This window comes from Pseudomonas antarctica (assembly GCF_900624995.1).
Taxonomy (GTDB): Bacteria; Pseudomonadota; Gammaproteobacteria; order Pseudomonadales; family Pseudomonadaceae; genus Aquipseudomonas; species Aquipseudomonas antarctica.
On the sequence record NZ_UYXQ01000036.1, the window covers coordinates 1 to 26,162 of the forward strand.

Below are 26,162 nucleotides of genomic sequence, written 5' to 3' on the forward strand. Positions count from 1 at the left end.
CATCATCATTCGCGCAGGCGATAACGGTGAAATCACGTGCCTCAAAGACATCGCACGGGTTGAGCTGGGTTCCAGCCAATATGCGCTGCGCTCGTTGCTCAACAACCAGCCGGCCGTGGCGATTCCGGTTTTCCAGCGCCCGGGTTCCAACGCAATCGAGATTTCCAACGAAGTGCGCGGCAAGATGGAAGAGCTGAAAAAGAGCTTCCCGCAAGGCATGGACTACAGCATCGTCTATGACCCCACCATCTTCGTACGTGGCTCCATCGAAGCGGTGGTTCATACCCTGTTCGAAGCACTGATCCTGGTGGTGCTGGTGGTGATCCTGTTCCTGCAAACCTGGCGCGCCTCGATCATTCCGTTGGTGGCGGTGCCGGTATCGTTGATCGGTACGTTTGCGGTGATGCACCTGTTCGGCTTCTCTCTCAACGCGTTGTCGCTGTTCGGCCTGGTACTGGCCATCGGTATCGTGGTGGACGATGCCATCGTGGTGGTGGAGAACGTCGAACGGAACATCGAGTTGGGATTGGAACCGTTCCCGGCCACTGAAAAAGCCATGAGCGAAGTGACCGGCCCGATCATCGCGACCGCGTTGGTGCTGTGTGCGGTGTTCATTCCAGCCGCCTTTATCAGCGGCTTGACCGGGCAGTTCTATAAGCAGTTCGCCTTGACCATTGCGATTTCCACGGTGATCTCAGCCTTCAACTCGCTGACCTTGTCGCCTGCCCTGGCCGCCGTGTTGCTGCGCAGCCATGACGCGCCGAAGGATCGCTTCTCCAAGGTGCTCGACAAGCTGTTGGGTGGCTGGTTGTTCCGTCCGTTCAACCGCTTCTTCGAGAAAGCCAGCCACGGGTATGTCGGCACCGTGCGCCGGGTGATTCGCGGCAGTGGTATCGCCCTGGTCCTGTACGCCGGCCTGATGGTGCTGACGTGGCTGGGTTTTGCCCACACGCCAACCGGTTTCGTGCCGGCTCAGGACAAGCAATACCTGGTGGCCTTCGCGCAACTGCCGGACGCCGCGAGCCTGGACCGCACTGAAGATGTGATCAAGCGCATGTCCGACATCGCACTCAAGCAACCTGGAGTGGAAAGCGCGGTAGCGTTCCCGGGCCTGTCGATCAACGGTTTCACCAACAGCCCAAACAGCGGCATCGTGTTCGTGACCTTAAAGCCGTTCGACGAGCGTAAAGACCCGAGTATGTCGGCAGGCGCTATTGCCGGTGCACTGAACGGCAAGTACACCAGCATCGAAGAGGCCTACATGGCGATCTTCCCACCGCCGCCGGTACAGGGCCTGGGTACGATCGGCGGGTTCCGCCTGCAGATCGAAGACCGTGGCAACCTGGGTTATGACGAGCTGTACAAAGAAGTGCAGAACATCATTACCAAGAGCCGTACCACGCCGGAGCTGTTCGGCCTGTTCACCAGCTACACGGTCAACGTGCCTCAGGTCGATGCTGCCATCGACCGCGAAAAAGCCAAGACCCACGGCGTGGCGGTCAGCGACATCTTCGACACCCTGCAGATCTACTTGGGTTCGTTATACGCCAACGACTTCAACCGATTCGGCCGTACCTACCAGGTCAACGTGCAGGCTGAGCAACAGTTCCGCCAGGATGAAGACCAGATCGGCCAACTGAAAGTGCGCAACAACAAAGGCGAGATGATCCCGCTGGCGACCTTTATCAAGGTCAGCGACACCTCGGGCCCGGACCGCGTGATGCACTACAACGGCTTTATCACCGCTGAAATCAACGGCAACGCCGCACCGGGCTACAGCTCCGGCCAGGCTCAGGCTGCGATTGAAAAACTGTTGAAAGAGGAACTGCCCAACGGCATGACCTACGAGTGGACCGACCTGACGTATCAGCAAATCCTCTCGGGCAACACCGCGCTGTTCGTGTTCCCGCTCTGCGTACTGCTGGCGTTCCTGGTACTGGCCGCCCAATACGAAAGCTGGAGCCTGCCACTGGCGGTGATCCTGATCGTACCGATGACGCTGCTGTCGGCGATTACCGGGGTGATTATCTCGGGCGGCGACAACAACATCTTCACCCAGATCGGCTTGATCGTACTGGTAGGCCTGGCGTGTAAGAACGCGATTCTGATCGTCGAGTTCGCCAAGGACAAACAGCAAGAAGGCCTCGACCCGCTCGCTGCGGTACTGGAAGCCTGCCGCCTGCGTCTGCGGCCGATCCTGATGACCTCGTTCGCCTTCATCATGGGTGTGGTGCCACTGGTGTTGTCCAGCGGTGCCGGTGCCGAGATGCGCCATGCCATGGGCGTAGCGGTGTTCTCCGGGATGATCGGCGTGACCTTCTTCGGCCTGTTGCTGACGCCAGTGTTCTACGTACTGATCCGTCGCTATGTGGAGCGCCAGGATGCGCGCAAAGCGGCCAAGGCCTTGAAGCTGGAGACACAGCAATGAGTGTGAACATCTTTGTGCCGAGCTTGCTGGTACTGGCGCTGAGCGCCTGCGCCGTGGGCCCGGACTATAAAACCGAGCAATTGGAGGCGGCCAACATCACCGCCGCCGCCGACACCAAAAGCTATGACCATGCCCAGTACGAAGGCATCTGGTGGCAGCAGTTCGACGACCCGACCCTCGACCAGTTGGTGACCCAGTCGTTGAGCGGCAACCGCGACCTGCGTGTGGCATTTGCCCGTCTGCGAGCCGCCCGCGCGATTCGCGATGACGCAGCCAACGACATCATGCCGGTGGTGACCAGCCGAGCCAGCAGCGATGTGGGCAAAGGCCAGATTCCGGGCCAGACCACCAATCGCGTGAACAGCGAGCGTTACGACCTGGGCCTGGACATGGCCTGGGAAGTGGATTTGTTCGGCCGCATCCGTCGCAACCTGGAGGCCAGCGACGCTGACCAGCAGGTTGCCGAAGCTGATCTGTACCAACTGCAAGTCACCATGATTGCCGAACTGGTGGACGCCTACGGCCAACTGCGCGGCGCGCAACTGCGTGAACGCATTGCCCTGGACAACCTGAAGAACCAGCAGGAATCGCGCGCCATCACCGTGAGCCTGCGTGATGCCGGCGTCGGTGATCAGCTCGATGTGGAACGCGCCGATGCGCGTCTGGCCGCCGTTGAAGCCAGCGTGCCGCAACTGCAAGCCGAGCAAGTGCGCGAGCGTAACCGCATCGCCACCCTCCTCGGCCAGCGCCCCGACAAGTTGACCGTGGACCTGAGCCCCAAAGACCTGCCGGCGATTGCCAAGGCGTTACCGATCGGCGACCCAGGGCAACTGCTGCAACGGCGCCCGGACATTCTCAGCGCCGAACGCAAACTGGCCGCCGCCACCGCCCGTATCGGCGTGGCCAAGGCCGACCTGTTCCCACGGGTCAGCCTCAGCGGCTTCCTCGGTTTTACCGCTGGGCGCGGTTCGCAGATCGGTTCGGCCGCGGCGAATGCCTGGTCTCTTGGCCCGAGCATTACCTGGGCCGCCTTTGACTTGGGCAGCGTGCGGGCGCGTTTGCGCGGTGCAAACGCCGAGGCCGATGGCGCCTTGGCAACCTATGAGCAACAGGTGTTGCTGGCATTGGAAGAATCGGAAAATGCGTTCAGTGATTACGGCAAACGCCAGCAGCGCCTGGTCTCGCTGATTCGTCAGAGTGAGTCGAGCCGCGCCGCTGCCGATCTTGCGGCGATCCGTTATCGCGAAGGTACCGTGGACTTTTTGGTATTGCTCGACGCGCAACGTGAGCGTCTGGCGGCTGAAGACTCACAGGCTCAGGCCGAGGTGGACATGTATCGCGCCATTGTCGGGATCTACAAAGCCCTCGGTGGTGGCTGGCAGCCGGACACAGTCGTAGCCAGCAGCAAGTGATGTAGAGAGCTCCTTTGGTTGGTCGCATCCAGCCAATTTTTATCCCCACGGTCCATTCGGTCGTGGGGCTTTTTTTTGCCGGTATGTTGAAGCGGTGTACGGTCAGCTCGCCTCATTCAAAATCAAGCTGCGATAATGCCCGGGATTGGACCCCGACCACTTACGAAACGCTTTGTAGAACGAGCTGGCATCCGCAAACCCCAACCGCGCGGCAATCTCGGTAAAGCTGACCTGTGGCTCAGCCAGCCAGACAATCGCCAACTCCTTGCGCACACTGTCTTTGAGCCCCTGATAGGTCTGCCCTTCATCCGCCAGGCGGCGACGCAGGGTCGACGCTGAGATACACAAGCTGGCCGCCAGACCGTCGGTTTCCGGCCAGCTATCGGCGGGCATCTGGCGCAGGTCGTTCTTGATGCGGGTGGCCAAGCTATTCGGGTCGCGGTATTTGACCAATATGTTGGCTGGCGCATAGGCCAGAAAACGCTTGAGTTCCTCCGGGCTACGCTTGATCGGCAGGTCCAGGCAGTCGGCGGAAAAGATCATGCGGGTGCGCGGCCGATCGAAGCGCAAGTTGTCAGAGAACATCACCCGATAATCGTCATAGAAGTCCGGCTGCGGGCACCGTAGCTCGATGGCAAGAATCGGGATACGCCGCCCCGCCAACCAGCAAGCGACGCCGTGCACGATCATCCAATAGGTGAAATAGGTGAACGCGCGCTTAGGTTCAGGTTCGAGCAACACGATTTCCGCCAGGCTTTGTTGGCGCACCAGTTGCGCGGGCATCTGCTCCAGCATCAAGGATAGAAAACCCAGTCCGGTTTCCAAGCTCGCGCCCAGACTGGGCTGCGCCATCGCGGCGCCACACAGGAACGCCAGGCTACCGGACTTGAGCTTGCGCGGGTCCATGCCGAAGAACTCATCATCCCTGCGCCGCGCCAACAAACGCCACAGGCGTGCGTACGCGGTGGCTGGCACCCGAGCGTCGGGCTGCTCGAGCAACGCCGGGACGATCCCGACCTTGCTCAGCGCTTCAACCGTGGCCGCCCCTGGCGCACAGCTCTGCAGCAGGGCTTCGCGCACAAGGTGGATAGAAATGGTGTCTTTTTCCGACATGGGAAATGAGCTTTTCGGCTGTACATGAAGATGGGGTGCATCATAAGGGCGGTTGCGCTTCGCCACCACCGTTCAGCCGCAGTTCAGCAAACGTCAATATTGCCTGTTTAGTAATGAGTATCATTATGTTACAAATTAGCATCCTCTCCAGTCTCGATGCGGTGCCGAATGCTCGTTCCCTTTCTCATCATGCTGCGCGAAGGCATTGAAGCCGCATTGATCGTTGGCATCATCGCCAGTTACCTGCAACAAACCGGCCGCGGCCAGTGGATGCCTGCAGTGTGGATCGGCGTATTTCTGGCTGCCGCCCTGGCCCTGCTGGTCGGCGGTGGCCTGGAACTGGTCAGCGCGGAGTTCCCGCAAAAACAACAGGAACTGTTCGAAGGTGTGGTCGGCCTGGTGGCCGTGGGCATTCTCAGTTCCATGGTGTTCTGGATGCGCAAAGTGGCGCGGTCCATCAAACATTCCCTGCATGAATCCCTCGACCACGCGTTGGCCAGCTCCAAACACCAAGTGATTGCGCTGATCGCGATGGTGTTTTTCGCCGTGGCCCGCGAAGGCCTGGAAACGGTGTTCTTCCTGCTCGCGGTGTTCCAGCAAAGCGAAGGACCGGGCGCACCGATTGGCGCCCTGCTCGGCCTGGTCCTGGCGATCATCGTCGGTTTCCTGATCTACACCGGCAGCATGCGCTTGAACCTGGGTGCTTTTTTTCGCTGGACCGGCCTGTTCATCCTCGTGGTCGCCGCCGGCATTCTCGCCAATTCGGTACAGGCCCTGCACGAAGCCGGGGTGTGGAACCACTTGCAAACCGTCTTGTTCGATTTCAGCGCAGCACTGCCGATGGATGGCCCCTTGGGCTCGGTGCTGGCCGGGATGTTCGGCTATCAGGATGCACCGACCGTCAGCACCCTGGGCGCCTATCTGATTTACCTGGTGGTGGCTCTGGTGATGTTCTTCCTGCCTTCGGCCCCACCCAAGCCTGTCGTCAAAACCTCTCCCGTTTCCAGCCAGTAAGGACCGTCCCTTGTCCAACCCAACCCCTCAACCGGCTCCGCCCTCCCGCGCCTTGCGCTGGGCGGTGGCGGGCTCGGTAGTCGTGATGATCGCCGCCGGTGCGCTGTTCTATTACGCCTCACAATTGGCCGCTGCCAAACGTCAGCCCCACCACAATGAAATCGCCGTGACGATTCACGGTCACGCCTGTGAGCCTAACGAACTGACCGTACCTGCCGGGCGCGCGAGCTTTCGTATCATCAACCGCTCCGACCGCGCGGTGGAATGGGAAATCCTCGACGGCGTGTTGGTGATCGAGGAGCGCGAAAATATCGCTCCGGGCTTGAGCCAAGTGATCAACGCCAACCTGTTGCCCGGTGACTATACGATCACCTGCGGCCTGCTAAGCAACCCACGCGGTACGTTGCACGTAACACCGACTGCGCAGTCCGACGCCCAAGCCAAGGCCAAGCCGTCGATGGTGGCTTTTATCGGCCCACTGTCGGAGTTTCGCGTGTACCTGAGTGGCCAAGGCAGTGCACTGGTCAAGGCCGTAACAGCGCTGCAGCACGCCATAGAGGCCGGCGACCTGGCTCAGGCGCAGGCACTCTATGTGCCAGCACGTGAGGCCTACCAGCGCCTTGCACCGGCGTCGCAACGCCTGGCCGAACTGGATAACGCGATCAACGCCCGCGCCGACTATTTTGAAAAGCGCGAGCAAGACCCCGCCTTCATTGGCTTCCACCGCCTCGAATACAGCCTGTTCGAACAGCGCAGCCTGGATGGCCTGGCCCCCGTTGCCCAGCGCCTGGTCACCGACGTCAACAGCCTCAAGCAACAACTGCTGGCCCAGTCGCTGCCACCCGAGCAACTGGTGAGCATTGTGGTGCGCAACCTCAACAGCCTCGCGGATGTACGTGCCACCAGTGGCGAAGAGGAACGCTACAGTCATATCGACTTGAACGGTTTTGCCGCCAACCTGGAAGCCGCCCACAAGGTGGTGGAGTTGATGCGCCCGTTGCTGACGAAGTCCGCTGCTGACGTGCAGCCCAAAATCGACAGCGCCCTCGCCGCCTTCGATGCCGAACTGAAGGGTTTGAACGTCGACGGCCAGTTTATCCGCTACGACAGCGTCACGGCCGATCAGCGCAAGCAGATCGCCGACAAGGCCAAGGCTCTGGCCGTTGCACTCGATGGAATCGACCCCGCCCTTGGCCTCTCCGGCCTGCAGTGAAGACGACCTACTACATGAGTGATTCAGAACAGTTTTGTGCAACGCGTCGCCGCGTCCTGCTGGGCATGGCGGCTACCGGAGCAGCGATTGCCGGCAGCAGCCTGAGCTGCCCGGCCATGGCGGCTGCCGCCGAGCAAGTCACCACCGCACCGCGCAGTGACAAAACCCAGGACCACCACGATTTTTTCGGCAAGCACCAGAGCGGCATCGTCACCCCACGCCCAGCCTGCGGCATGGTGGTAGCGTTCGATGTACTGGCCAGCGACCGTGAAGACCTGGAGCGCCTGTTCCGTACCCTGAACGAGCGCATTGCGTTCCTGATGACCGGCGGCGCCGTTGCGCAAGTCGACCCGAAGCTGCCGCCCACCGACTCCGGCATTCTTGGCCCGGTGGTCACACCCGACAACTTGACCATCACCGTGTCCGTTGGCGAATCGCTGTTCGATGAGCGCTTCGGTCTCGCCGCCGTCAAACCCAAGCGCCTGAGCCGTATGGTCGGTTTCCCGAACGATGCGCTGGAACCCGCACAGTGCCACGGCGACCTGAGCCTGCAGTTCAGCTCGAACACCCCGGACACCAATATCCACGCCCTGCGCGACATCGTGAAGAACCTGCCGGACCTGCTGCTGGTGCGCTGGAAACAAGAAGGCAGCGTACCGCCGCAGGCGCCCGCCAAAGCTGGCGAACCTGCGCAGAGCGCGCGCAACTTCCTCGGCTTTCGTGACGGTTCGGCCAACCCGAACTCCAACGACGATAAGGCCATGGACCAGATCGTCTGGGTACAACCTGGCAGCGATGAACCCGCCTGGGCCGCCAATGGCAGCTACCAGGCCGTGCGCATCATCCGCAACTTCGTCGAACGCTGGGACCGTACCCCGCTGCAAGAGCAGGAAAGCATCATTGGCCGCGTCAAACCCACGGGCGCACCGATGGATGGCCACACAGAAAGCCAGGTGCCTGACTACAGCAAGGACCCGGAAGGCAAATTGACCAAGCTCGATGCCCACATCCGCCTGGCCAACCCGCGCACCCCGCAGACTCAGGCCAACCTGATCCTGCGTCGGCCGTTCAACTACTCCAACGGCGTCAACAAAAACGGTCAGCTGGACATGGGGCTGCTGTTCATCTGCTACCAGGCTGACCTGGAGAAAGGCTTTATCAGCGTGCAAACCCGACTCAACGGCGAGCCCTTGGAGGAATACCTCAAGCCAGTCGGCGGCGGGTACTTCTTCACCTTGCCGGGCGTCACGGGGCCTAAGGATTTCATCGGGCGCACGCTGCTCGCTGCAACGCCCCCTCAAACCACTGCCAACACCTAAAACAAACCAGAGCGAAAAACGTCCCATGAAGAAGTCGACTATCGCGTTGTCGTTGTTAATGACCCTTTCGCCGCTGACAGCGTTCGCCGCTACCGCGCCACTGGACCTGGTAGGCCCGGTCTCGGACTACAAGATTTACGTTACCGAAGAAATCGGCGAGTTGGTGACCCAGACCAAGGCGTTCACCGACGCCATCGACAAAGGCGACCTGGCCACCGCCAAGAAGCTCTACGCGCCAACCCGCGTGCACTATGAGTCCATCGAGCCGATCGCCGAGCTGTTCAGCGACCTCGACGCCTCCATCGACTCACGCGTGGACGACCACGAAAAAGGCGTGACCGCCGAAGACTTCACCGGCTTCCACCGCATTGAGTACGTGCTGTTCTCGCAGAACACCACCCAAGGCTTGGACGCCCTGACCGCCAAACTTAATACCGACGTCAACGACCTGAAAACCCGTGTCGACGGCCTGACCTTTGCGCCGGAAAAAGTGGTCGGCGGTGCCGCAGCGCTGCTGGAAGAAGTCGCCGCCACCAAGATCTCCGGTGAGGAAGACCGCTACAGCCACACTGACCTGTATGACTTCCAAGGCAACATCGACGGCGCGAAGAAAATCGTCGACCTGTTCCGTGGCCAAATCGAGAAACAAGACAAGGCCTTCCTGGCCAAAGTCGACAAGAACTTCGCCGCCGTGGACAAGGTGTTGGCCAAGTACAAGACCAAGGATGGCGGCTTTGAGACCTATGACAAAGTGAAGGAAAACGACCGTAAGGCCCTGGTGGGTCCGGTCAACACCTTGGCTGAAGACCTGTCGACCCTTCGCGGCAAGTTGGGCTTGAATTGATAGAAAGCCCCGGACCGTTCACCCGCAGAGGTATGGGGAGCACGGTCCGGGGCTGGCACGCGCTTAGCGCTCAGGCGTTCAGTTGGCCCATTCAGAAAGTCGGCGTGGTCGTCAATTTAAATAACTGGCAATGGCGTGCTATCCGCCTTGCCCGTTTTTGGATTGCTCCAGTACCAAAAACTACCGACCTTAAACCCACGCAGGGGACGCCATGACTGAAGCCGGCCACGCCTGTTTGCTGAGGCTTTGGTGCGAGATCGAACCCGCCAGCCAACCAGTAGCCCCTCAACTTCTCCTCAACGATAATCAAATGTGGCGCGGCCTTACCCAACTGCGACACGCCTGGGGCCAGATGCGATCGCGACCGACCCTGGCGGCCTGCGCCGATGCCCAGCCCGCCCACGTCCAACGTCAAGGCCGAACAACCCCTTAGCAATATTTGCGCCTGAGAATTCCTGGTACACCACCAGGAATGGCACAAGTCCTTTCAAGACTGCCTTGTCACGTGCAAAGGCTTCACGTTTTTTTCCAGGGGCAACGAGCCCTCGGCTCGCTGCAACATAGCCTGGTCGCCCTCATATAAATTGTTATCGGCAATAGTCTTCGCGATGCTTTGGATCTTCGTCGATGCAAATCAGCTTTGGCCAAATGACGGGGACTTGCAGCGCGTACTTCCCGCTTTTTTGCGGGCTGCAGCCTGTCTAAACTTGGCTTGGGTGAGTTGCCCATCGCGTCAACGTAGTGCGCCTGAAATCGGGCGTAGGTGCAGCAGCAGGATCACGAGATTCAGTTTCAGCCCGGTTGCGTGTCGAAACGAATGAAGGCGTGGCTGGCCGATTTATAGCAATTGTCAACAATTCAAGTTCTCTGCACGTTTATCGCAAGCGTTCTTATCCGAAAGAACCGTCAATAAAAAGCCTGCGAGGGAGCAAGAAGACGAAACGTAGGAGAGTTCTTAATGCATCGACGAACATGGCCAGCAATATGGCCACCGGGAAAGACCCGGTCGGCCTGTGATTGCGTCAGCGCGTTCACAAAATACGGTAAAGCAACCGCTCAATCCGCACCCGACTCACCCGCCGCAAAAACTTACCCACTGCTTGCGGATAATCCACCAGCGTCTGCAACTGCTGGTAACGCTCGATGCGCGTGGTGTGCTGGAAAATCTGCGCAAGCTCCGTACGCCGTGGCTCCAGCCACTGGCCTTGCGGGTCATCGATCAGCAAGGCGTTTTCCAGGTCCAGGCGGAACGCCCGCGGGTTGAGGTTATTGCCGGTGAGCAAGGTGTAGCGTTGGTCGACCCACATGCCTTTGAGGTGATAGGTGTTGTCGCCGTCGCGCCACAGGTGCAGGTTCAACTGGCCGGCTTCAATCATTGGCTGATGGCGTTTGGCGAAGCGGCGCAGGCTGATTTCATAGAGGTAAGGCAGCGCCGCGATCACCTTGAATGGCTCGCTGGGCGGGATGTAAAAGTCGTTGGCGGTTTTGTCGCCGACGATGATATCGACCTTCACGCCGCGTGCCAGGGCGCGGTTGATTTCACGGGTCACCGGCAGCGGCAAGTTGAAGTACGGCGTGCAGATCGTCAGTTGATGCTGGGCGCTGGCGATCAATTCGAGGATCACCCGGTTCAGCGGGTTGTTCTTGCCGACGCCGAGCAATGGGCTCACCGACAGGTGGCCGTTGGGCAACAGCCCCGCGGTAGTGTCGTAGGCGGCATGCTTGAGGCGGCTGCGCAGGTCGCCGATGTCGTTGCGCAGGCTGCGGGTGGTCGGCGGATTCGGCAGGTCCAGGCGATGCACCGCCTTGGAGGTGATCAGGCCGTGCTCCACCAAGTGCTGCATTGAATCAGCCAGCGCTTGGCTATGGATCAGGTGATAACGGTCGTAGCGGTACTTGTCGAACTTGTGCAGGTACACGTTGTTCAGGCTGGCGCCGCTGTACAGCACGCTGTCGTCGATCACAAAGCCCTTGAGGTGCAACACGCCGAACAGCTCGCGGGTTTGCACCGGCACGCCGTACACCGGCACTTCACTGGCGTGGGATTGGGTCATGGCCTGATACCAGGCGCTATTGCCCGGTTGCTTACCGGCGCCGATCAACCCGCGTTGGGCGCGCAGCGAGTCGACCACCACCACAATGTCGAGTTCGGGCCGTGCGGCCTTGGCGGCATGCAAGGCGTCATAGATCTCCTGGCCCGCTTCGTCCTGCTGCAGGTACAGCGCGACGATGTAGATGCGCCGGGTGGCCTGGGGGATTTTTTCCAGCAGGCAACGACGAAACGCAGCGGCGCCGGACAGCACCTCGATGGCCTCGGGAGACAGTGGGAAACCGCGCAGTTTGGGCAACAGAGAGCGTTTGAAGAACGACGGCATAAGGCTCGCAATGGGTCGAATCCGAAGAGGCCCAAAGCTTACACCATGGAACTGCTCAGGTCTCGCCGGCGAAGATGGAAAAAAGTTAATTGACCCAGTAGAACGATCATTCTACTGTTCGCAGCATGAATGACATAACCTGCTATGACACCCGCGACATTATCCTCGACGTCACCGAAAAGTTGATCTATCGCCATGGCATCGCCGCCACCGGCATGGCATTACTGGTGAAAACCGCCGGGGTCTCGCGCAAAAGTATTTACCGCTACTTTGCCAACAAAGATGAGTTGGTGATTGCCGCCCTGCAACGTCGCGACGAACGCTGGATGCAGTGGCTGCGCAGTGAAGTTGAACGCAGCGACGGCAGTGCCGAGCGCTTGCTGGGGCTATTCAGCGCGCTCAAGGCCTGGTTTGGTTCGGCGGACTTTCGCGGTTGCGCCTTTATCAACACCAGTGGTGAAACTGGCAACCCACACGACCCGGTGCGCCTGCTCGCCAAGGCGCACAAACAGAAACTGTTCGAGTACGCACTTGAACTGTGTAAAGCACATGGCTCCCCCGACCCTGAACGGCAGGCCGCGCAACTGCTGATCCTGATCGATGGCGCCATTACCGTTGCCCTGGTGATGGGCGATTCAACCGCCGCTGATCATGCGCACTGCATGGCGCGAACGTTACTGGGACTTTGAACGCACTGGCCCCGCAACGTTGGCTAAACCCTATTGTTCCCTGGAGCAGTTCCCATGTCATCTAACCCAGAAATACGCCCGCCCCTGCCGCCGTTTACCCGTGAGTCGGCGATTGAGAAAGTTCGCCTGGCCGAAGACGGCTGGAACTCCCGCGACCCGCAACGGGTGTCGCTGGCCTACACCCTGGACACGCAATGGCGCAACCGCGCTGAATGGGTGCATAACCGTGAAGAAGCCAAGGGCTTCCTGACCCGTAAATGGGCCAAGGAGCTGGACTATCGCTTAATCAAGGAATTGTGGGCCTTCAGCGGTGACCGTATCGCCGTGCGTTATGCGTACGAGTGGCACGATGACAGCGGTCACTGGTTCCGCTCCTACGGCAACGAGAACTGGGAATTCGACGAGAATGGCCTGATGGTCAACCGTTTTGCCTGCATCAACGACCTGCCGATCAAGGACAGCGAGCGCAAGTTCCACTGGCCGCTGGGGCGGCGCCCGGATGATCATCCGGGGCTGTCTGAGCTCGGGCTATAGATCGCACACCCTAAAAAATATGGGAGCGGGCTTGCTCGCGAAAGCGCAGTGTCAGCTAACACAGGTGCCAGCTGATCAAACGCCTTCGCGAGCACGCCCGCTCCCGCATTTTGCCCGTCTGTGTCTGTTAGTCCTGATTCAGACCGACCCGATACAACACGCCGTCATCCGCATCCGTCAGCACATATAAAAACCCATCCGGCCCCTGCCGCACATCGCGGATCCGTGCTTTCAAACCGCCCAACAAGCGCTCCTCATGAATCACCTTGTCGCCATCGAACTGCAAACGAATCAACTCCTGGCTGGCCAACGCACCGATGAACAGGTTGTGCTGCCACGCCTTGAACCGGTCGGCGTCATAAAACGCCATGCCACTGATAGCCGGTGATTTCTCCCAGACGTGATGCGGCGCCACCGTGCCTTCCACGGTCTTGCCCTTGGCTTCGGGAATCGGCGTCAGTGAATAATTGATGCCATGGGTCGCCAACGGCCAGCCGTAGTTCTTGCCGCGCTCAATGATATTGATTTCATCACCGCCCCGTGGCCCATGCTCATTTTCCCAGAGCGTGCCGCTCCACGGGTTCAACGCCAGCCCCTGCGGGTTGCGCTGGCCGTAGGACCAAATCTCTGGGCGCACGCCCTCTTGGCCCACAAAAGGGTTGTCATCCGGCACACGACCATCCGGGAATATCCGTACGACCTTGCCTTGCAGCTTGTCCAGGTCCTGGGCCGTCGGCCGGTCGTTGTTCTCTCCCAAGGTCACGAACAGGTAGCCATCACGGTCAAAGGCCAGGCGCGATCCGAAGTGGTTGCCAGTGGACAGCTTGGGCTCCTGGCGCAGGATCACCTTGAAATCCTTCAAGCCGCTCAAGTCATCGGCCAACCGCCCCCGGCCCACGGCAGTCCCGGCTTTGCCGCCCTCGCCCCCACCTTCGGCGTATGACAGGTAAACCATGCGGTCCTGCTTGAAGTCCGGCGACAGCACCACATCGAGCAAACCGCCCTGCCCTTTGGCCCACACCTGCGGCACGCCGGTCAAAGGCGCAGAAAGCTTGCCGTCCGGGCTGACAAAACGCAGATGGCCTGGGCGCTCAGTCACCAGCAAGCCTCGTTTGTCCGGCAGAAACGCCACGGCCCAAGGGTGATCCAGACCTTTGACGATCGGGGTCGCGGTGATGCGGCCTTGTTCGCTCGTAAACGACTGAACATCCGCCGCGTATACCGCCGCCAATGGCAGCAACGTAGTTGCACACATAGCGGCTAGCAGGGTTTTGCGTAGGAACATAAGACACAATCCTTACCGGCGATTGCCGTTGGCATCGTAAGTGGGCGCTTGGGTTTGAGTGGTGGGACGGCTCGGCGCGGCATGACGCGCTGGGTAGCGATTACCGATGCCGCCGTTTTCCACAGTGGGTGCCGGGCGGGTCGGCGCTGTTTGGATACCGCGAACGGCCGGTGCATTAGGCTGAGTGCCCTGCATGCTGTTCGGGTTGGCCCGATGAATAGGGCTGTTGTTGGTGTCATAGGTGCCGGGCAGGTTCTGCGCCTGGGCAAATGGCGCCAGCGCCAGGCCCAACGCGAGTACAGCGAGATAACGCACAGAGCTGTTCATGACAAAGCCTCTCTAGGGCGAGTAGTACGTGCTTTCGATAACACGCTACGCCCAGGGTTCGGCTTTCGACACTAAATAGTTTCTCATCAGGTGTAACACAATCTGTCCGCGCAGCTGCCCGCCGAAACTTTCCCCGGCGCCTGCAAGTCACCAGAACGCACAGCCTCTTCTCAAGAAAACGCAGGCATGCCAAGGGCAATCTGGAAAGGCGCCATCAGCTTCGGCTTGGTCCACATCCCGGTATCACTGGTCTCAGCCACGACCGCCCATGGCGTTGATTTTGATTGGCTGGACACACGCAGCACGGACCCAGTGGGCGACAAGCGCATCAACAAGACCACCGGCAAAGAAGTCACCAAGGAGACTGTCGTCAAGGGCGTGGCCTTAGAGAAAGGCCGCTATGGGGTGCCCAGCGAAGACGAAATTCGCTCGGCCCACCCCAAGTCGACCCGTGGGCCGGTTATGCCAATCGGCAGAAGATCAGTAAGAAGATGTAGGGCAAGCTGGGCGCGAAGCCACCACCGTGATTCGCGCCCGAGGATGTTTTAGATGAGGATAAAGATCAGCGCCAAGCCGGCAAAAATCGCCCACTTTTCCAGATAATAGCGTGCGCGATTACGCTTTTTCAGCTCTTTGCCACGCAGGCGGATTTTGTACAGGCGGGTAAACGCACGGTTCAGGCCGCCGGTCTTGTCGCCGTCATCATTGGGCGAGCCGGCCGCCGCCATTACGTTACGGCTGAACCAGCGGTTGAACGCCGCCGCCCAGCGGTACTTCATCGGGCGCTCGATGTCGCAGAACAGGATGATGCGGTTCTGCTGCGTGGTGTTTTCCGCGTAATGAATGAAAGTCTCATCAAACATCACCGGCTCGCCGTCGCGCCAGTAATAGCTTTCGCCGTCCACATTGATGTAACAGCCCGGATCGTTAGGTGTTTCCAAGCCCAAGTGATAGCGGTAGGAGCCGGCATAAGGGTCGCGGTGGCGCACCAGTTTGGAGCCCGGCGGCAACTCGGCAAACATCGCAGCCTTGATCGAACCGATGCGTTGCACCAGCTCAGTGGTGCGCGGGCACAGTTTCATCGCCGACGGGTGGCTGTCGCCGTACCATTTGAGGTAGAAACGCTTCCAGCCAGACTTGAAGAACGAGTTGAAACCCACATCGTTGTACTGGTCAGAGCGCTTGATTTCGCCCATACGCATGAGGTTCTGGCCTTCCTGGCGGATTTCTTCCCAGTGTTCCTGCAGCGGGCTCAGGTCCGGAAAGTCGCTGGGCGACAGGAACGGGCGGCTGGGCTGCTTGGAGAACAAGTAGAGGAAACAGTTGATCGGCGCCAGGAACGTCGAGTGATCACTAAGCTGGCGGCCCAGCTTGTGTCGCACCCGACCACGCAGGTGAACATACGCAATGGAGGCAACGTAGAGAGCAACAATGATAAGTTTCAAGGGATTCGTCACAAGTCAGTAGAGAGAACAGGCTGCTCCTGCGTGCCCGCAAAGGCCGAGGATTGGATAAGCAGCACCTGAAATCACAATTCACATATACGCGACACGACCGGCGGTTCGACCACCGGTTCATGACCATTGGTAGTTATTTAGCCACAGTTTGTAACCAAAGGTTAACTTAGAATTGTGAAAAGCTGTCCAGTCATTGTGCTGGATCAACACACGCGCTTGTCTCGCCGCCGCCTGCGTGGTGCACTGTAAGAAACCACCTTCAACAAAATGGAATTTGTATGTCAGCTCTGTTACACAGCGATCATCAAGCCCTGCAAGGCACCTGGGAGCAAACCGCGCTCGAAGACAGCGGTGTACTCAACCCGATCGACGGCCACAGCGCGCCAGGCGCCCTGACCACCCTCTCCGGCGACTGCTTTGAAGTGCGTACGACAAGCGGCGAGGTGCTGCTGGCCGGTCGGTTTTCCCTGGACAGCAGCACCTCGCCCAAAAGTATTACCTGGGTTGACGCCATAGGCGAAGACGCCGGTAAGCAACTGCCAGCCAGCTACCGCCTCGACGGCGATGTTTTTGTGTTTATAGCCGCCGATGAAGGCATGCCCCGGCCGACCGTTTTCAGCACCGGGCCAGGGCAAACCATGCGCACCTTCGTACGCCGCCGCTAAGACGCACACATCCGAACTTGCGACAGCGTTTTCACATGGCCTTCACTTCTGGGCCTATAGGGTGAGGCCTACCTACTCCAGTGATTAACTTGGCCCGCCTCTCATCGCGGGCCTTTTTTTGCGCGAGGGAAAGCCGCTCAGGCACGACGTTTAGTGGCGGTCAACGTGAAGCACAACGGCAACTGGGCCGGCTGGTGCTCGTACTGCTCGTATAGCTCCTCGCGGTTGCAATGCGGGTATTCCTGCAAATGCTCGATCTGCAATTGCGCCGCGATTGCCCCACTGACCACGCTGCCCAGGGTATGCACGTACCAATAGGACGTCGGCCCGGCAATATCTGCCTGCCCCTCGTAAACAATCGACTGCTGCAGCACGAAGGGGTCGCGCTGGAAATACGAGCTGTCGGGCAATAATGGGTTGGCACCCTTGGGATCAAACATTTCCAGAAAGGGATGAGTTTCATAGATCACCAGCGTTCCGCCGGGTTTGAGCGTACTCGCCACGTGGCGCATAAACAGTGCCACATCGGGCATCCAGTTCAGAACACCAATGGTCACCAACGCGACATCAAACCGACCCTGCAAACGTGCAGGCAGATGATGGATATCGGCTTCAACAAACTCAGGGTTATGCGCTGACACCTCGGCCAGTTCCTGCGCTTGCTGCAAAAAGGCGTGGGATTGATCGACGCCCACCACGCTGCGTGCGCCCAGGCCGAACAACGACAGGCTTTCACGCCCATTGTTGCAGCACAGCTGAACCACGTCCTTGCCGGCCACGCCGACGTCTTGCAGCAACGCGGTGATGGTTGGGTCAAGGCATGAAAAGTCCGGCTGGGCGACCGATTCGAGCAGCGCGTTCCAGGTGGTGGTGTCTTTGTGCAGCTTGGCGGATGCGTCCCAGGCATGCTTGTTGCTGACGATAGCCTGTTGGGCTGAGGGCATGTCCATTGCTTCTCCAGAGAGTCAGTACAGCGGGCTTCGGAAAATATGCCAATTGTCTGTCAGATGAAACCCTCTGCGGCGGCGAAACTTCTATCCAAGCCTGTAGGTCACTAGCCCATTGAGTGTCCAGCCCCTGAACACCCTTGCCGAAGATAGCGCTATGGCCCATCACTGCGACCTGCGCAATACCTTGTCCTTGGACAGCCTGAATTTTTTCCTGGCGGACGTCCGCGACGGCCTCGGACCGTACCTGGCGATTTACCTGCTGGCCGTGCACCAATGGGACCCGGCCAGCATCGGCGTGGTCATGACCCTGGCGGGCATCGCCGCCTTGCTCACCCAGGGCCCGGCGGGTGCGCTGATCGACCGCACACGCAGCAAACGCGCGGTGATCGCGGTGGCGGCCGTGCTTGTCACCGTCAGTTGCCTGGTGCTGCCGTTTGTCAGCTCATTCAGCTGGGTGGCGTTGACCCAGGCGGCCAGTGCCATCGCCGCTTCAGTGTTTGCTCCGGCGATTTCGGCCATTTCCTTGGGGATTACCGGGCCACGCGCCTTCACCCGCCGCACCGGGCGCAACGAAACCTTCAACCACGCCGGAAACGCCGCGGCAGCGCTGCTGGCGGGCGGCCTGGCGTACCTGTTTGGCCCAGTGGTGGTGTTTTACCTGATGGCATTTATGGCGGTCGCCAGTGTGGTGGCGGTCAGTTGTGTATCAGCGTCGGCGATTGACCACGAGGTCGCGCGGGGCTTTGATCCCGCTCACGCCCATGAACACGAACAGCCCTCCGGCGTGAAGGTGCTGCTGGCTAATCGCCCGCTGTTGCTGTTCGCGATCTGCTGCGCGCTGTTCCACCTGGCGAATGCCGCGATGCTGCCGTTGGTCAGCCAGAAGCTGGCGCAGATCAACCTGCACATGGCCACGCCGCTGACCTCGGCGTGCATCGTCGCCGCGCAATTGGTGATGGTGCCGATGGCCTGGCTGGTGGGCAGCAAAGCTGACGTGTGGGGGCGCAAGCCGCTGTTGCTGGCCGGGTTCATGATTTTGCCGCTGCGTGGCGTGTTGTATACCTGGTCCGACGACCCTTATTGGCTGGTCGCCGTGCAGATGCTCGACGGCATTGGCGCGGGGATTTTCGGTGCGCTGTTCCCGGTGATCGTCAAGGACCTGACCCAAGGCACTGGCCGCTTCAATGTCAGCCTCGGTGCGTTGTCCACGGTATTTGGCCTGGGCGCGGCGCTGAGCAGCAGCCTGGCCGGTTTCGTGGTGCAGCAAGCCGGCTATAACGCGGCGTTCCTGACCTTGGCGGGCGTCGCAACGGCGGCGCTGGCGTTGTTATGGCTGGCGATGCCGGAGACATTGACGAAACCATCGTTCGCGCGCATTACAACTGTCGCCTGACATATGCGACAATGCGCGCCAAATTCCAACACACATCCAAAATTTTCTGCTCAGCGACCGGGTTTCGCGCCTTGATGTCGCTGTTGACGCATGCCTGAAGGCTCCTGCCGCCACGCTCGCAACCCATTGATAGGTAAAGTAATTGATCTCCACAGCTAACATCACCATGCAGTTCGGCGCCAAGCCGCTCTTCGAGAATGTCTCGGTCAAATTCGGCGCCGGCAACCGTTATGGCTTGATCGGTGCCAACGGTTGCGGCAAGTCGACCTTCATGAAAATCCTCGGCGGCGACCTTGATCCGTCCGGCGGCCAGGTCATGCTCGAGCCGAACGTACGCCTGGGTAAACTGCGCCAGGACCAGTTCGCCTACGAAGAATTCACCGTGCTCGACACCGTGATCATGGGCCACGAAGAACTGTGGAAGGTCAAGGCCGAGCGCGACCGTATCTACTCGCTGCCGGAAATGAGCGAAGACGACGGCATGGCCGTGGCCGAGCTGGAAACCGAATTCGCCGAGATGGACGGCTACACCGCCGAATCGCGTGCCGGTGAGCTGCTGCTGGGCCTGGGCATTCCGCTGGAACAACACTTCGGCCCGATGAGCGAAGTGTCGCCAGGCTGGAAACTGCGCGTACTGCTGGCCCAGGCGTTGTTCTCCGACCCTGAAGTGCTGTTGCTCGACGAACCGACCAACCACTTGGACATCAACACCATCCGCTGGCTGGAAAACATCCTGACCCAGCGTTCGAGCCTGATGATCATCATCTCTCACGACCGTCACTTCCTGAACAGCGTGTGCACCCACATGGCTGACCTGGACTACGGCGAGCTGCGCCTGTTCCCGGGCAACTACGACGAGTACATGACCGTGGCGACCCAGTCCCGCGAGCAACTGCTGTCGGACAACGCCAAGAAGAAAGCGCAGATATCCGAGCTGCAATCGTTCGTCAGCCGCTTCTCGGCCAACGCTTCGAAAGCCAAGCAAGCCACCTCCCGTGCCAAGGCGATCGACAAGATCCAGCTGGCCGAGGTCAAGCCTTCAAGCCGTGTGAGCCCGTTCATCCGTTTCGATCAGAACAAAAAGCTGCACCGCCAGGCGGTGATGGTCGAAAAAATGGCCAAAGGTTTCGACGGCAAGCCACTGTTCAAAGACTTCAGCTTCCAGGTTGAAGCGGGCGAGCGTGTTGCGATCATCGGCCCGAACGGCATCGGCAAGACCACCCTGCTGCGCACCCTGGTCAACGAACTGACGCCGGATGCCGGCAGCATCAAGTGGACCGACGCCGCAGAACTGGGTTACTACGCCCAGGACCACGCCCACGACTTCGAAGACGACATGAGCCTGTTCGACTGGATGGGCCAGTGGACTCAGGGCGAACAAATGATTCGCGGTACTTTGGGCCGCATGCTGTTCTCCAACGACGAGATCCTCAAGTCGGTCAAGGTCATCTCCGGTGGTGAGCAAGGCCGCATGCTGTTCGGCAAGCTGATCCTGCAAAAGCCGAACGTGCTGATCATGGACGAACCGACCAACCACTTGGACATGGAATCCATCGAAGCGCTGAACCTGGCGCTGGAAAACTACCCGGGCACGCTGATCTTCGTCAGCCACGACCGCGAGTTCGTATCGTCCCTGGCCACCCGCATCATCGAGTTGAGCGCCAACGGCGTGATCGACTTCAGCGGCACCTATGATGACTACCTGCGCAGCCAAGGCGTGGTGTTCTAAGCAACGCCACGGCAGTTGTGGCGAGCAGGCTTGCCCTGCGCTGGGCTGCGAAGCGGCCCTAAAATCAAACACCGCGTTCTGTCAGGCAGAACGCGGTGTTTTTTATTGGGCTGCTGCGCAGCCCAACGCGGGCTATCAAACAAACTAGTTAGCCTGCTTCCTTTTCCCCCACGCCCTTGCCATCATGCCGTCACCGCCCGCCCGCGAACGAGTGACCATGCCTGCCGTCGCCCCCAGCTCTATGTCGATCACCCTGCAGATCGTCTCCATCGTCTTCTATACCTTTATCGCCTTTATCTGCATCGGCCTGCCGATCGCGGTCATCCCGGGCTATGTGCACGAGCAACTGGGCTTCAGCGCGGTAGTGGCCGGGATCACCATCGGCTCGCAATACCTGGCCACCCTGCTCAGCCGGCCCATGGCCGGGCGCATGTGCGACAACGTTGGCACCAAGCGCGCGATTGTGCTGGGCCTGGCCGGTATTTTGGTCAGCGGTGTGCTGACGTTTTTCGCCACGCTGGTCGAGAGCCTGCCCGCCCTGAGCCTGGGCATCCTGATCGTCGGCCGGCTGCTGCTCGGCGTAGCCCAGGGCCTGATCGGCGTGGGCACCATCAGTTGGTGCATGGGGGCGGTCGGCGCCGAACACACGGCTCGCTCGATTTCCTGGAATGGCATCGCCTCCTACGGTGCTATTGCCATTGGCGCGCCGATGGGTGTGGTGATGGTGGCCGACTATGGCTACACCAGCCTCGGCATCGCCTTGACGGTGCTGGCGGCGCTGGGCCTGGTGCTGATCCGCAATAAACCTTCGGTGCCGGTGGTACGCGGCGAGCGGCTGCCGTTCTGGGCGGTGTTTGGGCGTATCGCACCGTTTGGCGCCAGCCTGTGCCTGGCGTCAATTGGCTACGGCACGCTGACCACCTTTATCACCCTGTATTACCTCAACCGTGGCTGGGCCGGGGCGGCGTACTGCCTCACGGTGTTTGGCCTGTGTTTTATCCTGTCACGCCTGGTGTTTATCTCGGCCATCAGCCGCTTCGGCGGTTTCAGCGCAGCGATTGCCTGCATGACCATCGAAGCCCTGGGCCTGACGCTGCTGTGGCTGGCGCCCTCCACCGGGGTGGCGTTGATCGGCGCCGGGCTGACTGGTTTTGGCTTGTCGCTGGTGTACCCGGCGCTGGGCGTAGAAGCCATCAAGCAGGTGCCCAATAGCAGCCGTGGCGCCGGGCTGAGTGCGTATGCAGTGTTTTTTGATCTGGCCCTGGCGATTGCCGGGCCGTTGATGGGCGCCGTGGCACTGAACCTCGGCTACGGCTGGATCTTCTTTTGCGCCGCGCTGTTATCGGCCACGGCGCTGGCCTTGACCGTGCTGCTCAAGCGCCGCGCTTACTGATCGGCGGTCTGCAAACCGGCACGGGTCGCTTGATCCAGGGTATGGGAAAAGAACCGCCCCGCCTCTGAAATCAGGTCACGGTGAATGCCTTCGCGGTCGACGCCATCGGCGTCTGTGCAGATGGCTGGCATGGCCACCAACTGATCGCTGTCACACGGCGCCATAAACACAAAGTGCCCTGCCCCGGCCAACAGTTTGAAATCCGGTGGTTCCGGCAGCTTGCGCGCCAGTGCGGCGGCGTTTTTGTCCACGGCCACCAGCTTGTCGCCGTCGCCACTGTAGAGCAGCACCGGCACGTGCACGTCGGCCAAGGTGTGGCGGCCAAACATCAGGCTTAACGGCGCCATCAGCATCAACGCGTGGATGCGCGGGTCGGCCTCTGGTTGCAAATCGTCGCGGTCGACCACCAGCTCTCCTTTGGTGGTGCAGGCGTCGCGGTCTTCCGGGCGTTCCTGGCAATGGCGGCGCAGGCGGTCGAAATCCGGCTTGGCGCCAGCCAGGATCAACGCGGTTTCGCCGCCGGCGGAATAGCCGATCACGCCCACCTGGTCGATATTGACGAACGGCGACAGCATTGGGTCGCTGAGGGTGGCGGTGATCGCTTCGGAAATCTGGATCGGCCGACCATACAGGTTGCTCACGGTGCCCAGACGGCTGTGGTCCTTGTAGTTGTCGCCGGGGTGCAACACCGCCACCACCACAAACCCCTTGCGCGCCAGTGAGGTGGCCAGGTCGTGCAGGGCCAGCGGTGTGCCCGTGTTGCCGTGGGACAGCATCAGCATCGGGAAGCGGCCAATGGCGACCTTGGAGTCTTCAGCGGCGGCGACGTGATAGGCGCCCAATTGCGTACTGTGTTCGTCGTCGGTGGACGGGTAAAACGCGATGGCCTTCATCGGCTGCTGGTCAAGCGGGTCGAGAAAGGTCATGCGATGGAAGCCCACACTCCAATGCGGGTGCGGCGCTGGGGCGGCGTGCACTGAAATCAGGCCACCGAGCAGGGAGAGAACCAAAACAGCACAAAGACGCATCATGGGGATGTCCACCTTTGCTGCGTGACCACGTTCAACACCCGCGGCATATCTGAATGAAAAGTCCATGGTTCAAGGTGCTCACACCGGGTGATAAACCCACGTGTGCATAACCTGGGCCAAAATTGTGACAGCGGGCAAACGAAAAAACTCCGTACTCCGGTCGTGTTGAGACGACCAGAATACAGAGTTTAGGCGCCGGGTTTCAGATTGAAACCGGACAACGGCAAACTTTACACACGCCTTACGCGGCGGCGAACAATTGTTCGTTGATGACTGCGTTAGCGTCGCTCAACGCCTTGCTGCGCACTTCCTCACCGTAGGCCAGGCCTTGGGCGCGGACGAACTCGATGTCGGTGATGCCAAGGAAGCCAAACACCAGTTTCAAGTAGTCTTCGTGGCCCACGTTGCTTGCCTGGCCGGCATGCAAACCGCCGGCGGTGGAGACAATGATCAGCTTCTTGCCAGCGCACAGGCCTTCAGGACCGGCTTCGGTGTAACGGAAGGTCTGGCCGGCGACGGCGATGCGGTCGATCCAGGCCTTGAGCTGGGACGGTACCGAAAAGTTGTACATCGGCGCGCCAATCACCACAGCGTCGGCGGCGATGAATTCAGCCAGCGACGAAGCGCTGAGGTCAGCCTCGTGCTTTTGTACCGCATCGCGCAACTCGGCAGCGGTGCCCAGGGCGCCCAGGGTCAGCCCGGAAAAGTGGCTGATGCCTTCGCTCGCCAGGTCACGGTAAGTCACTTCCACACCCGGCTCAGCCGCTTGCCAGGCCTTGACCACAGCAGCGCTGAGCTGACGCGAAGCCGAGTTGTCGCCGAGGATGCTGGAATCGATATGCAACAGTTTCATGCGGGATCTCCAAGTGAGGATCGCGGCTAGGCGATCGAGTGAGGTTAATCCTACAGGTGAAGCCAATGATCGATTAGAGGGGCAAAATGTGATTGTTCGTCCTGCCAGCAGGACAGTATAGCCTCAGCTGTCGGCCAAACCCACAGGCGCTGGAAGCGCTCGACCGACCTCAGCCACAGTATTTACAATTCCTGGTTTTCTCAATATTGTTCGCTCCTTTTATGAGTCAAGGAAGGCGCAATCAATGACTAAGGATAGCTATTTCGGCAAAGTCAAAACCGGCGGGGCCAATGCCTCGGCAGGGTTTAGTTTTCAAGATGCCTGCGCGCTTTATCACCTGATAAAAACGATCGATGAGCCTGCATTCTTAGCGCTTGGCTTAGAAAACGATGATGATTTCACTCTGGCCTATTCGAAAACAAAGATTTTCGCTCAAGTCAAACTTGAGGAACTGTCCATACCTCTTGCACGGGCACACCTAGGCGAGAACAAAATTCTGATAGGGTCGACACTCAACAAAAGCCTCTCGACCTTTCTGACCTACTTGGCACACTACCGCAACTTCATGAAGTCTGCGGAAAGCACCGAGGCAAAACTCAAGGTTACCCAGGACTTTGAAGTGCTGCGGCTCAAACACAACCTTTCCAATGTGCCTGACTCATGGCAGGTCGATACGCTGCCGGATACCAAGATCGAAGAATTGATTCAATTTTCAATCATGTCCTGGGGCCTACAGACGTCGCGGGTTATAAACACACAGGCCTGCCTGCAAGAATTCCTGTCAATCATCGCTAAGAAAAGAGTCACTCGGGGTTTCCTGGATAAAAAACCCGCCCTGGATATTCTCTACAAACATTCAAAACCCATAGACATTGGCGAAGCCTTAACGCAGCAAAACTACATCGACCGGATCGGCATTAAAAAAGAGGCGATTCTGGATAAAGTTGACACCAAGATCAATAATGCAGAGCAATTCCTCAAAGCTGACCAGTACTCGCAAGCACTCGAGATCTATATTAACTTGGCCGCCATGCTAGAGTCCGAACAACTCTACCTTAAGTGCGCCTCGATCTATCACGTCCTCAATGAGCACGACCACGCCATTGCTTATTGCGACAAAGCATTAAAAACCTCGCCGCACCTACCTTACGCCCAAGCCATTAAAGGTTCATCCCTGGGCGAGCAAGGCCGCTATGCTGAGGCTATCGATTTTCTAAAATCCGCCAATCACAACCTGCCCGACGATGCAGTGATACTTTACAACCTCGGTGTCTCATTCCTGAAACTCGGCAAGATCCCGGACGCGATCAATTACTTCGAGCACGCCATAGGCATCGATAAAACTTCCAGTTCCGCGCACCTCAACCTCGGCATTTGCTTATTTAACCAACAGCAGTACAGCAAGGCCTTGGAACACATTGAAATGAGCCTGCTGCTGGAGCCTGGCATGCCCGAAGCCATCTCACAAAAAGCTGAAATCAAGCGATTTTATGGTGAGTTTGACGAGGCACAAGCATTGTTCGAGAGAGGCCTGACAGCCATGCCAGACAACCCGCTGAACCAGCGGGGACTGGCCTTCTGCTTACTGGCGAAAGGCGACCTTCTTGGGGCCCCCATATTATTGAAGTACTGCGCTGCAGAGCTTGACCGACTGAAACACGGCCGCGCTATCACCCTTATGGATAGTGGCTTGACGAGGACCATCGCTATAGCCATTACTCGCATCGATGAGCTGATTTATGAAATCAACTACAATGGGGCAAGCTTCAGGTTGGCGAAGCCGGCAAAAGACACCATTGGTATCACCGCGGACAACATCGCCGGCCTGTACATGCCACTTATCATAAAGTCGTACGAACGGGAGTGTGACTATAACAATGCCTTGACCCAGATAAAACTGAACGAAATGAGCCACTTGGTTTGCATCGTCGATGGCGTTGTAAACGGCCTTGGCGATCACTGCGAAATCAGAATAAACTTCAAGAATTTTTCTATTCATAGCAAAACTGACCCGAGTAAAAACGAAGGCTTCAATGCCTTCAAAAGTGCCTACCAAGATCATTGCATGCTTTTACTCCAGCATGAAAAAACCGACCAAAGTGCTGTCTTTAACTTAGTCGGTTTGCAGGTCAATTAGC

Annotated in this window: 21 protein-coding genes and 1 pseudogene; 14 read left to right on the forward strand and 8 right to left on the reverse strand. The window is 59.2% G+C overall.

Annotation, left to right across the window (positions count from 1 at the left end; translation table 11 throughout):
• Window positions 1-2,428: efflux RND transporter permease subunit (locus tag E0F99_RS17625; RefSeq protein ID WP_130908839.1), on the forward strand; the 2,428-nt coding region annotated here is incomplete at its 5' end.
• Window positions 2,425-3,840 (forward strand): efflux transporter outer membrane subunit, encoded by a 1,416-nt coding sequence (locus E0F99_RS17630; protein WP_083358285.1) that lies wholly within the window; start codon window positions 2,425-2,427, stop codon window positions 3,838-3,840. The genes E0F99_RS17625 and E0F99_RS17630, both read left to right, overlap by 4 nt.
• 102 nt (window positions 3,841-3,942) lie before the next feature.
• Here E0F99_RS17630 and E0F99_RS17635 read toward each other — a convergent pair whose 3' ends face one another.
• The gene (locus tag E0F99_RS17635; RefSeq protein ID WP_083358284.1) at window positions 3,943-4,953 is read right to left on the reverse strand and encodes an AraC family transcriptional regulator; all 1,011 of its coding nucleotides are present in this window, start codon (window positions 4,951-4,953) and stop codon (window positions 3,943-3,945) included.
• Window positions 4,954-5,121: 168 nt separating this feature from the next.
• On the opposite strand from E0F99_RS17635, the gene efeU reads away from it, so the two are divergent.
• Genes efeU through efeO (E0F99_RS17655) form a run of 4 tightly spaced genes read left to right on the forward strand, consistent with a single transcriptional unit; the run spans window position 5,122 to window position 9,343 of the window.
• Complete coding sequence (gene efeU / locus E0F99_RS17640; RefSeq protein ID WP_083358283.1) at window positions 5,122-5,967, forward strand: iron uptake transporter permease EfeU; 846 nt, start codon at window positions 5,122-5,124, stop codon at window positions 5,965-5,967.
• 10 nt (window positions 5,968-5,977) lie between these two features.
• Window positions 5,978-7,180 carry an iron uptake system protein EfeO gene (gene efeO / locus E0F99_RS17645; protein ID WP_083358282.1) on the forward strand — a complete coding sequence of 401 codons (1,203 nt, stop codon included), beginning with the start codon at window positions 5,978-5,980 and terminating at the stop codon, window positions 7,178-7,180.
• A 14-nt stretch (window positions 7,181-7,194) separates the two neighbouring features.
• Complete coding sequence (gene efeB / locus E0F99_RS17650; RefSeq protein ID WP_083360428.1) at window positions 7,195-8,499, forward strand: iron uptake transporter deferrochelatase/peroxidase subunit; 1,305 nt, start codon at window positions 7,195-7,197, stop codon at window positions 8,497-8,499.
• A 25-nt stretch (window positions 8,500-8,524) separates the two neighbouring features.
• Window positions 8,525-9,343: an iron uptake system protein EfeO gene (gene efeO / locus E0F99_RS17655; RefSeq protein ID WP_083358281.1), complete on the forward strand. Its 819-nt coding sequence runs from the start codon at window positions 8,525-8,527 to the stop codon at window positions 9,341-9,343.
• A 1,031-nt stretch (window positions 9,344-10,374) separates the two neighbouring features.
• Here the strand turns inward: efeO (E0F99_RS17655) and pssA are convergent.
• Window positions 10,375-11,718, reverse strand: coding sequence for a CDP-diacylglycerol--serine O-phosphatidyltransferase (pssA, locus tag E0F99_RS17660; RefSeq protein WP_083358280.1), 1,344 nt, complete (start codon window positions 11,716-11,718; stop codon window positions 10,375-10,377).
• Between the two features lie 125 nt (window positions 11,719-11,843).
• On the opposite strand from pssA, the gene E0F99_RS17665 reads away from it, so the two are divergent.
• The gene (locus E0F99_RS17665; protein WP_083358279.1) at window positions 11,844-12,407 is read left to right on the forward strand and encodes a TetR/AcrR family transcriptional regulator; all 564 of its coding nucleotides are present in this window, start codon (window positions 11,844-11,846) and stop codon (window positions 12,405-12,407) included.
• Between the two features lie 54 nt (window positions 12,408-12,461).
• Window positions 12,462-12,941, forward strand: a complete 480-nt coding sequence (locus E0F99_RS17670; RefSeq protein WP_083358278.1) for a nuclear transport factor 2 family protein — start codon at window positions 12,462-12,464, stop codon at window positions 12,939-12,941.
• Window positions 12,942-13,068: 127 nt separating this feature from the next.
• Here E0F99_RS17670 and E0F99_RS17675 read toward each other — a convergent pair whose 3' ends face one another.
• Both E0F99_RS17675 and E0F99_RS17680 read right to left on the reverse strand, forming a co-directional pair.
• Window positions 13,069-14,226, reverse strand: coding sequence for a PQQ-dependent sugar dehydrogenase (locus E0F99_RS17675; RefSeq protein WP_083358277.1), 1,158 nt, complete (start codon window positions 14,224-14,226; stop codon window positions 13,069-13,071).
• Window positions 14,227-14,238: 12 nt separating this feature from the next.
• Window positions 14,239-14,553 (reverse strand): hypothetical protein, encoded by a 315-nt coding sequence (locus E0F99_RS17680; protein WP_083358276.1) that lies wholly within the window; start codon window positions 14,551-14,553, stop codon window positions 14,239-14,241.
• 186 nt (window positions 14,554-14,739) lie between these two features.
• Here E0F99_RS17680 and E0F99_RS17685 point away from each other — a divergent pair.
• Window positions 14,740-15,006 (forward strand): annotated as a pseudogene (locus tag E0F99_RS17685) (Ku protein); the annotation flags it as partial.
• A 92-nt stretch (window positions 15,007-15,098) separates the two neighbouring features.
• Here the strand turns inward: E0F99_RS17685 and lpxO are convergent.
• Window positions 15,099-15,998: a lipid A hydroxylase LpxO gene (lpxO, locus tag E0F99_RS17690; RefSeq protein ID WP_083360427.1), complete on the reverse strand. Its 900-nt coding sequence runs from the start codon at window positions 15,996-15,998 to the stop codon at window positions 15,099-15,101.
• 290 nt (window positions 15,999-16,288) lie between these two features.
• On the opposite strand from lpxO, the gene E0F99_RS17695 reads away from it, so the two are divergent.
• Window positions 16,289-16,675, forward strand: a complete 387-nt coding sequence (locus E0F99_RS17695; protein WP_083358275.1) for a TIGR03067 domain-containing protein — start codon at window positions 16,289-16,291, stop codon at window positions 16,673-16,675.
• Window positions 16,676-16,812: 137 nt separating this feature from the next.
• On the opposite strand, the gene E0F99_RS17700 is transcribed toward E0F99_RS17695, so the two are convergent.
• Window positions 16,813-17,625 carry a class I SAM-dependent methyltransferase gene (locus tag E0F99_RS17700; protein WP_083358274.1) on the reverse strand — a complete coding sequence of 271 codons (813 nt, stop codon included), beginning with the start codon at window positions 17,623-17,625 and terminating at the stop codon, window positions 16,813-16,815.
• 154 nt (window positions 17,626-17,779) lie between these two features.
• On the opposite strand from E0F99_RS17700, the gene E0F99_RS17705 reads away from it, so the two are divergent.
• The 3 genes from E0F99_RS17705 (at window position 17,780) to E0F99_RS17715 (ending at window position 22,140) form a co-directional block, all read left to right on the forward strand.
• Entirely contained in the window at window positions 17,780-19,018 is a 1,239-nt protein-coding gene (locus tag E0F99_RS17705) for an MFS transporter (protein WP_083358273.1), read from the forward strand.
• Between the two features lie 142 nt (window positions 19,019-19,160).
• Window positions 19,161-20,747: an ABC-F family ATPase gene (locus E0F99_RS17710; protein WP_083358272.1), complete on the forward strand. Its 1,587-nt coding sequence runs from the start codon at window positions 19,161-19,163 to the stop codon at window positions 20,745-20,747.
• A gap of 217 nt (window positions 20,748-20,964) precedes the next feature.
• The gene (locus tag E0F99_RS17715; RefSeq protein ID WP_083358271.1) at window positions 20,965-22,140 is read left to right on the forward strand and encodes an MFS transporter; all 1,176 of its coding nucleotides are present in this window, start codon (window positions 20,965-20,967) and stop codon (window positions 22,138-22,140) included.
• Here E0F99_RS17715 and E0F99_RS17720 read toward each other — a convergent pair.
• Both E0F99_RS17720 and E0F99_RS17725 read right to left on the reverse strand, forming a co-directional pair.
• A complete protein-coding gene (locus tag E0F99_RS17720) occupies window positions 22,134-23,171 on the reverse strand; it encodes an alpha/beta hydrolase family protein (RefSeq protein ID WP_130908840.1) in 1,038 nt (345 codons plus the stop codon). The two genes, E0F99_RS17715 and E0F99_RS17720, sit on opposite strands and share 7 nt — an antisense overlap.
• Before the next feature lie 241 nt (window positions 23,172-23,412).
• Window positions 23,413-24,024: an FMN-dependent NADH-azoreductase gene (locus tag E0F99_RS17725; RefSeq protein ID WP_083358269.1), complete on the reverse strand. Its 612-nt coding sequence runs from the start codon at window positions 24,022-24,024 to the stop codon at window positions 23,413-23,415.
• Between the two features lie 244 nt (window positions 24,025-24,268).
• Here E0F99_RS17725 and E0F99_RS17730 point away from each other — a divergent pair, with 244 nt between their 5' ends.
• Window positions 24,269-26,161: a tetratricopeptide repeat protein gene (locus tag E0F99_RS17730; RefSeq protein WP_083358268.1), complete on the forward strand. Its 1,893-nt coding sequence runs from the start codon at window positions 24,269-24,271 to the stop codon at window positions 26,159-26,161.
• Window position 26,162: the final 1 nt, after the last annotated feature.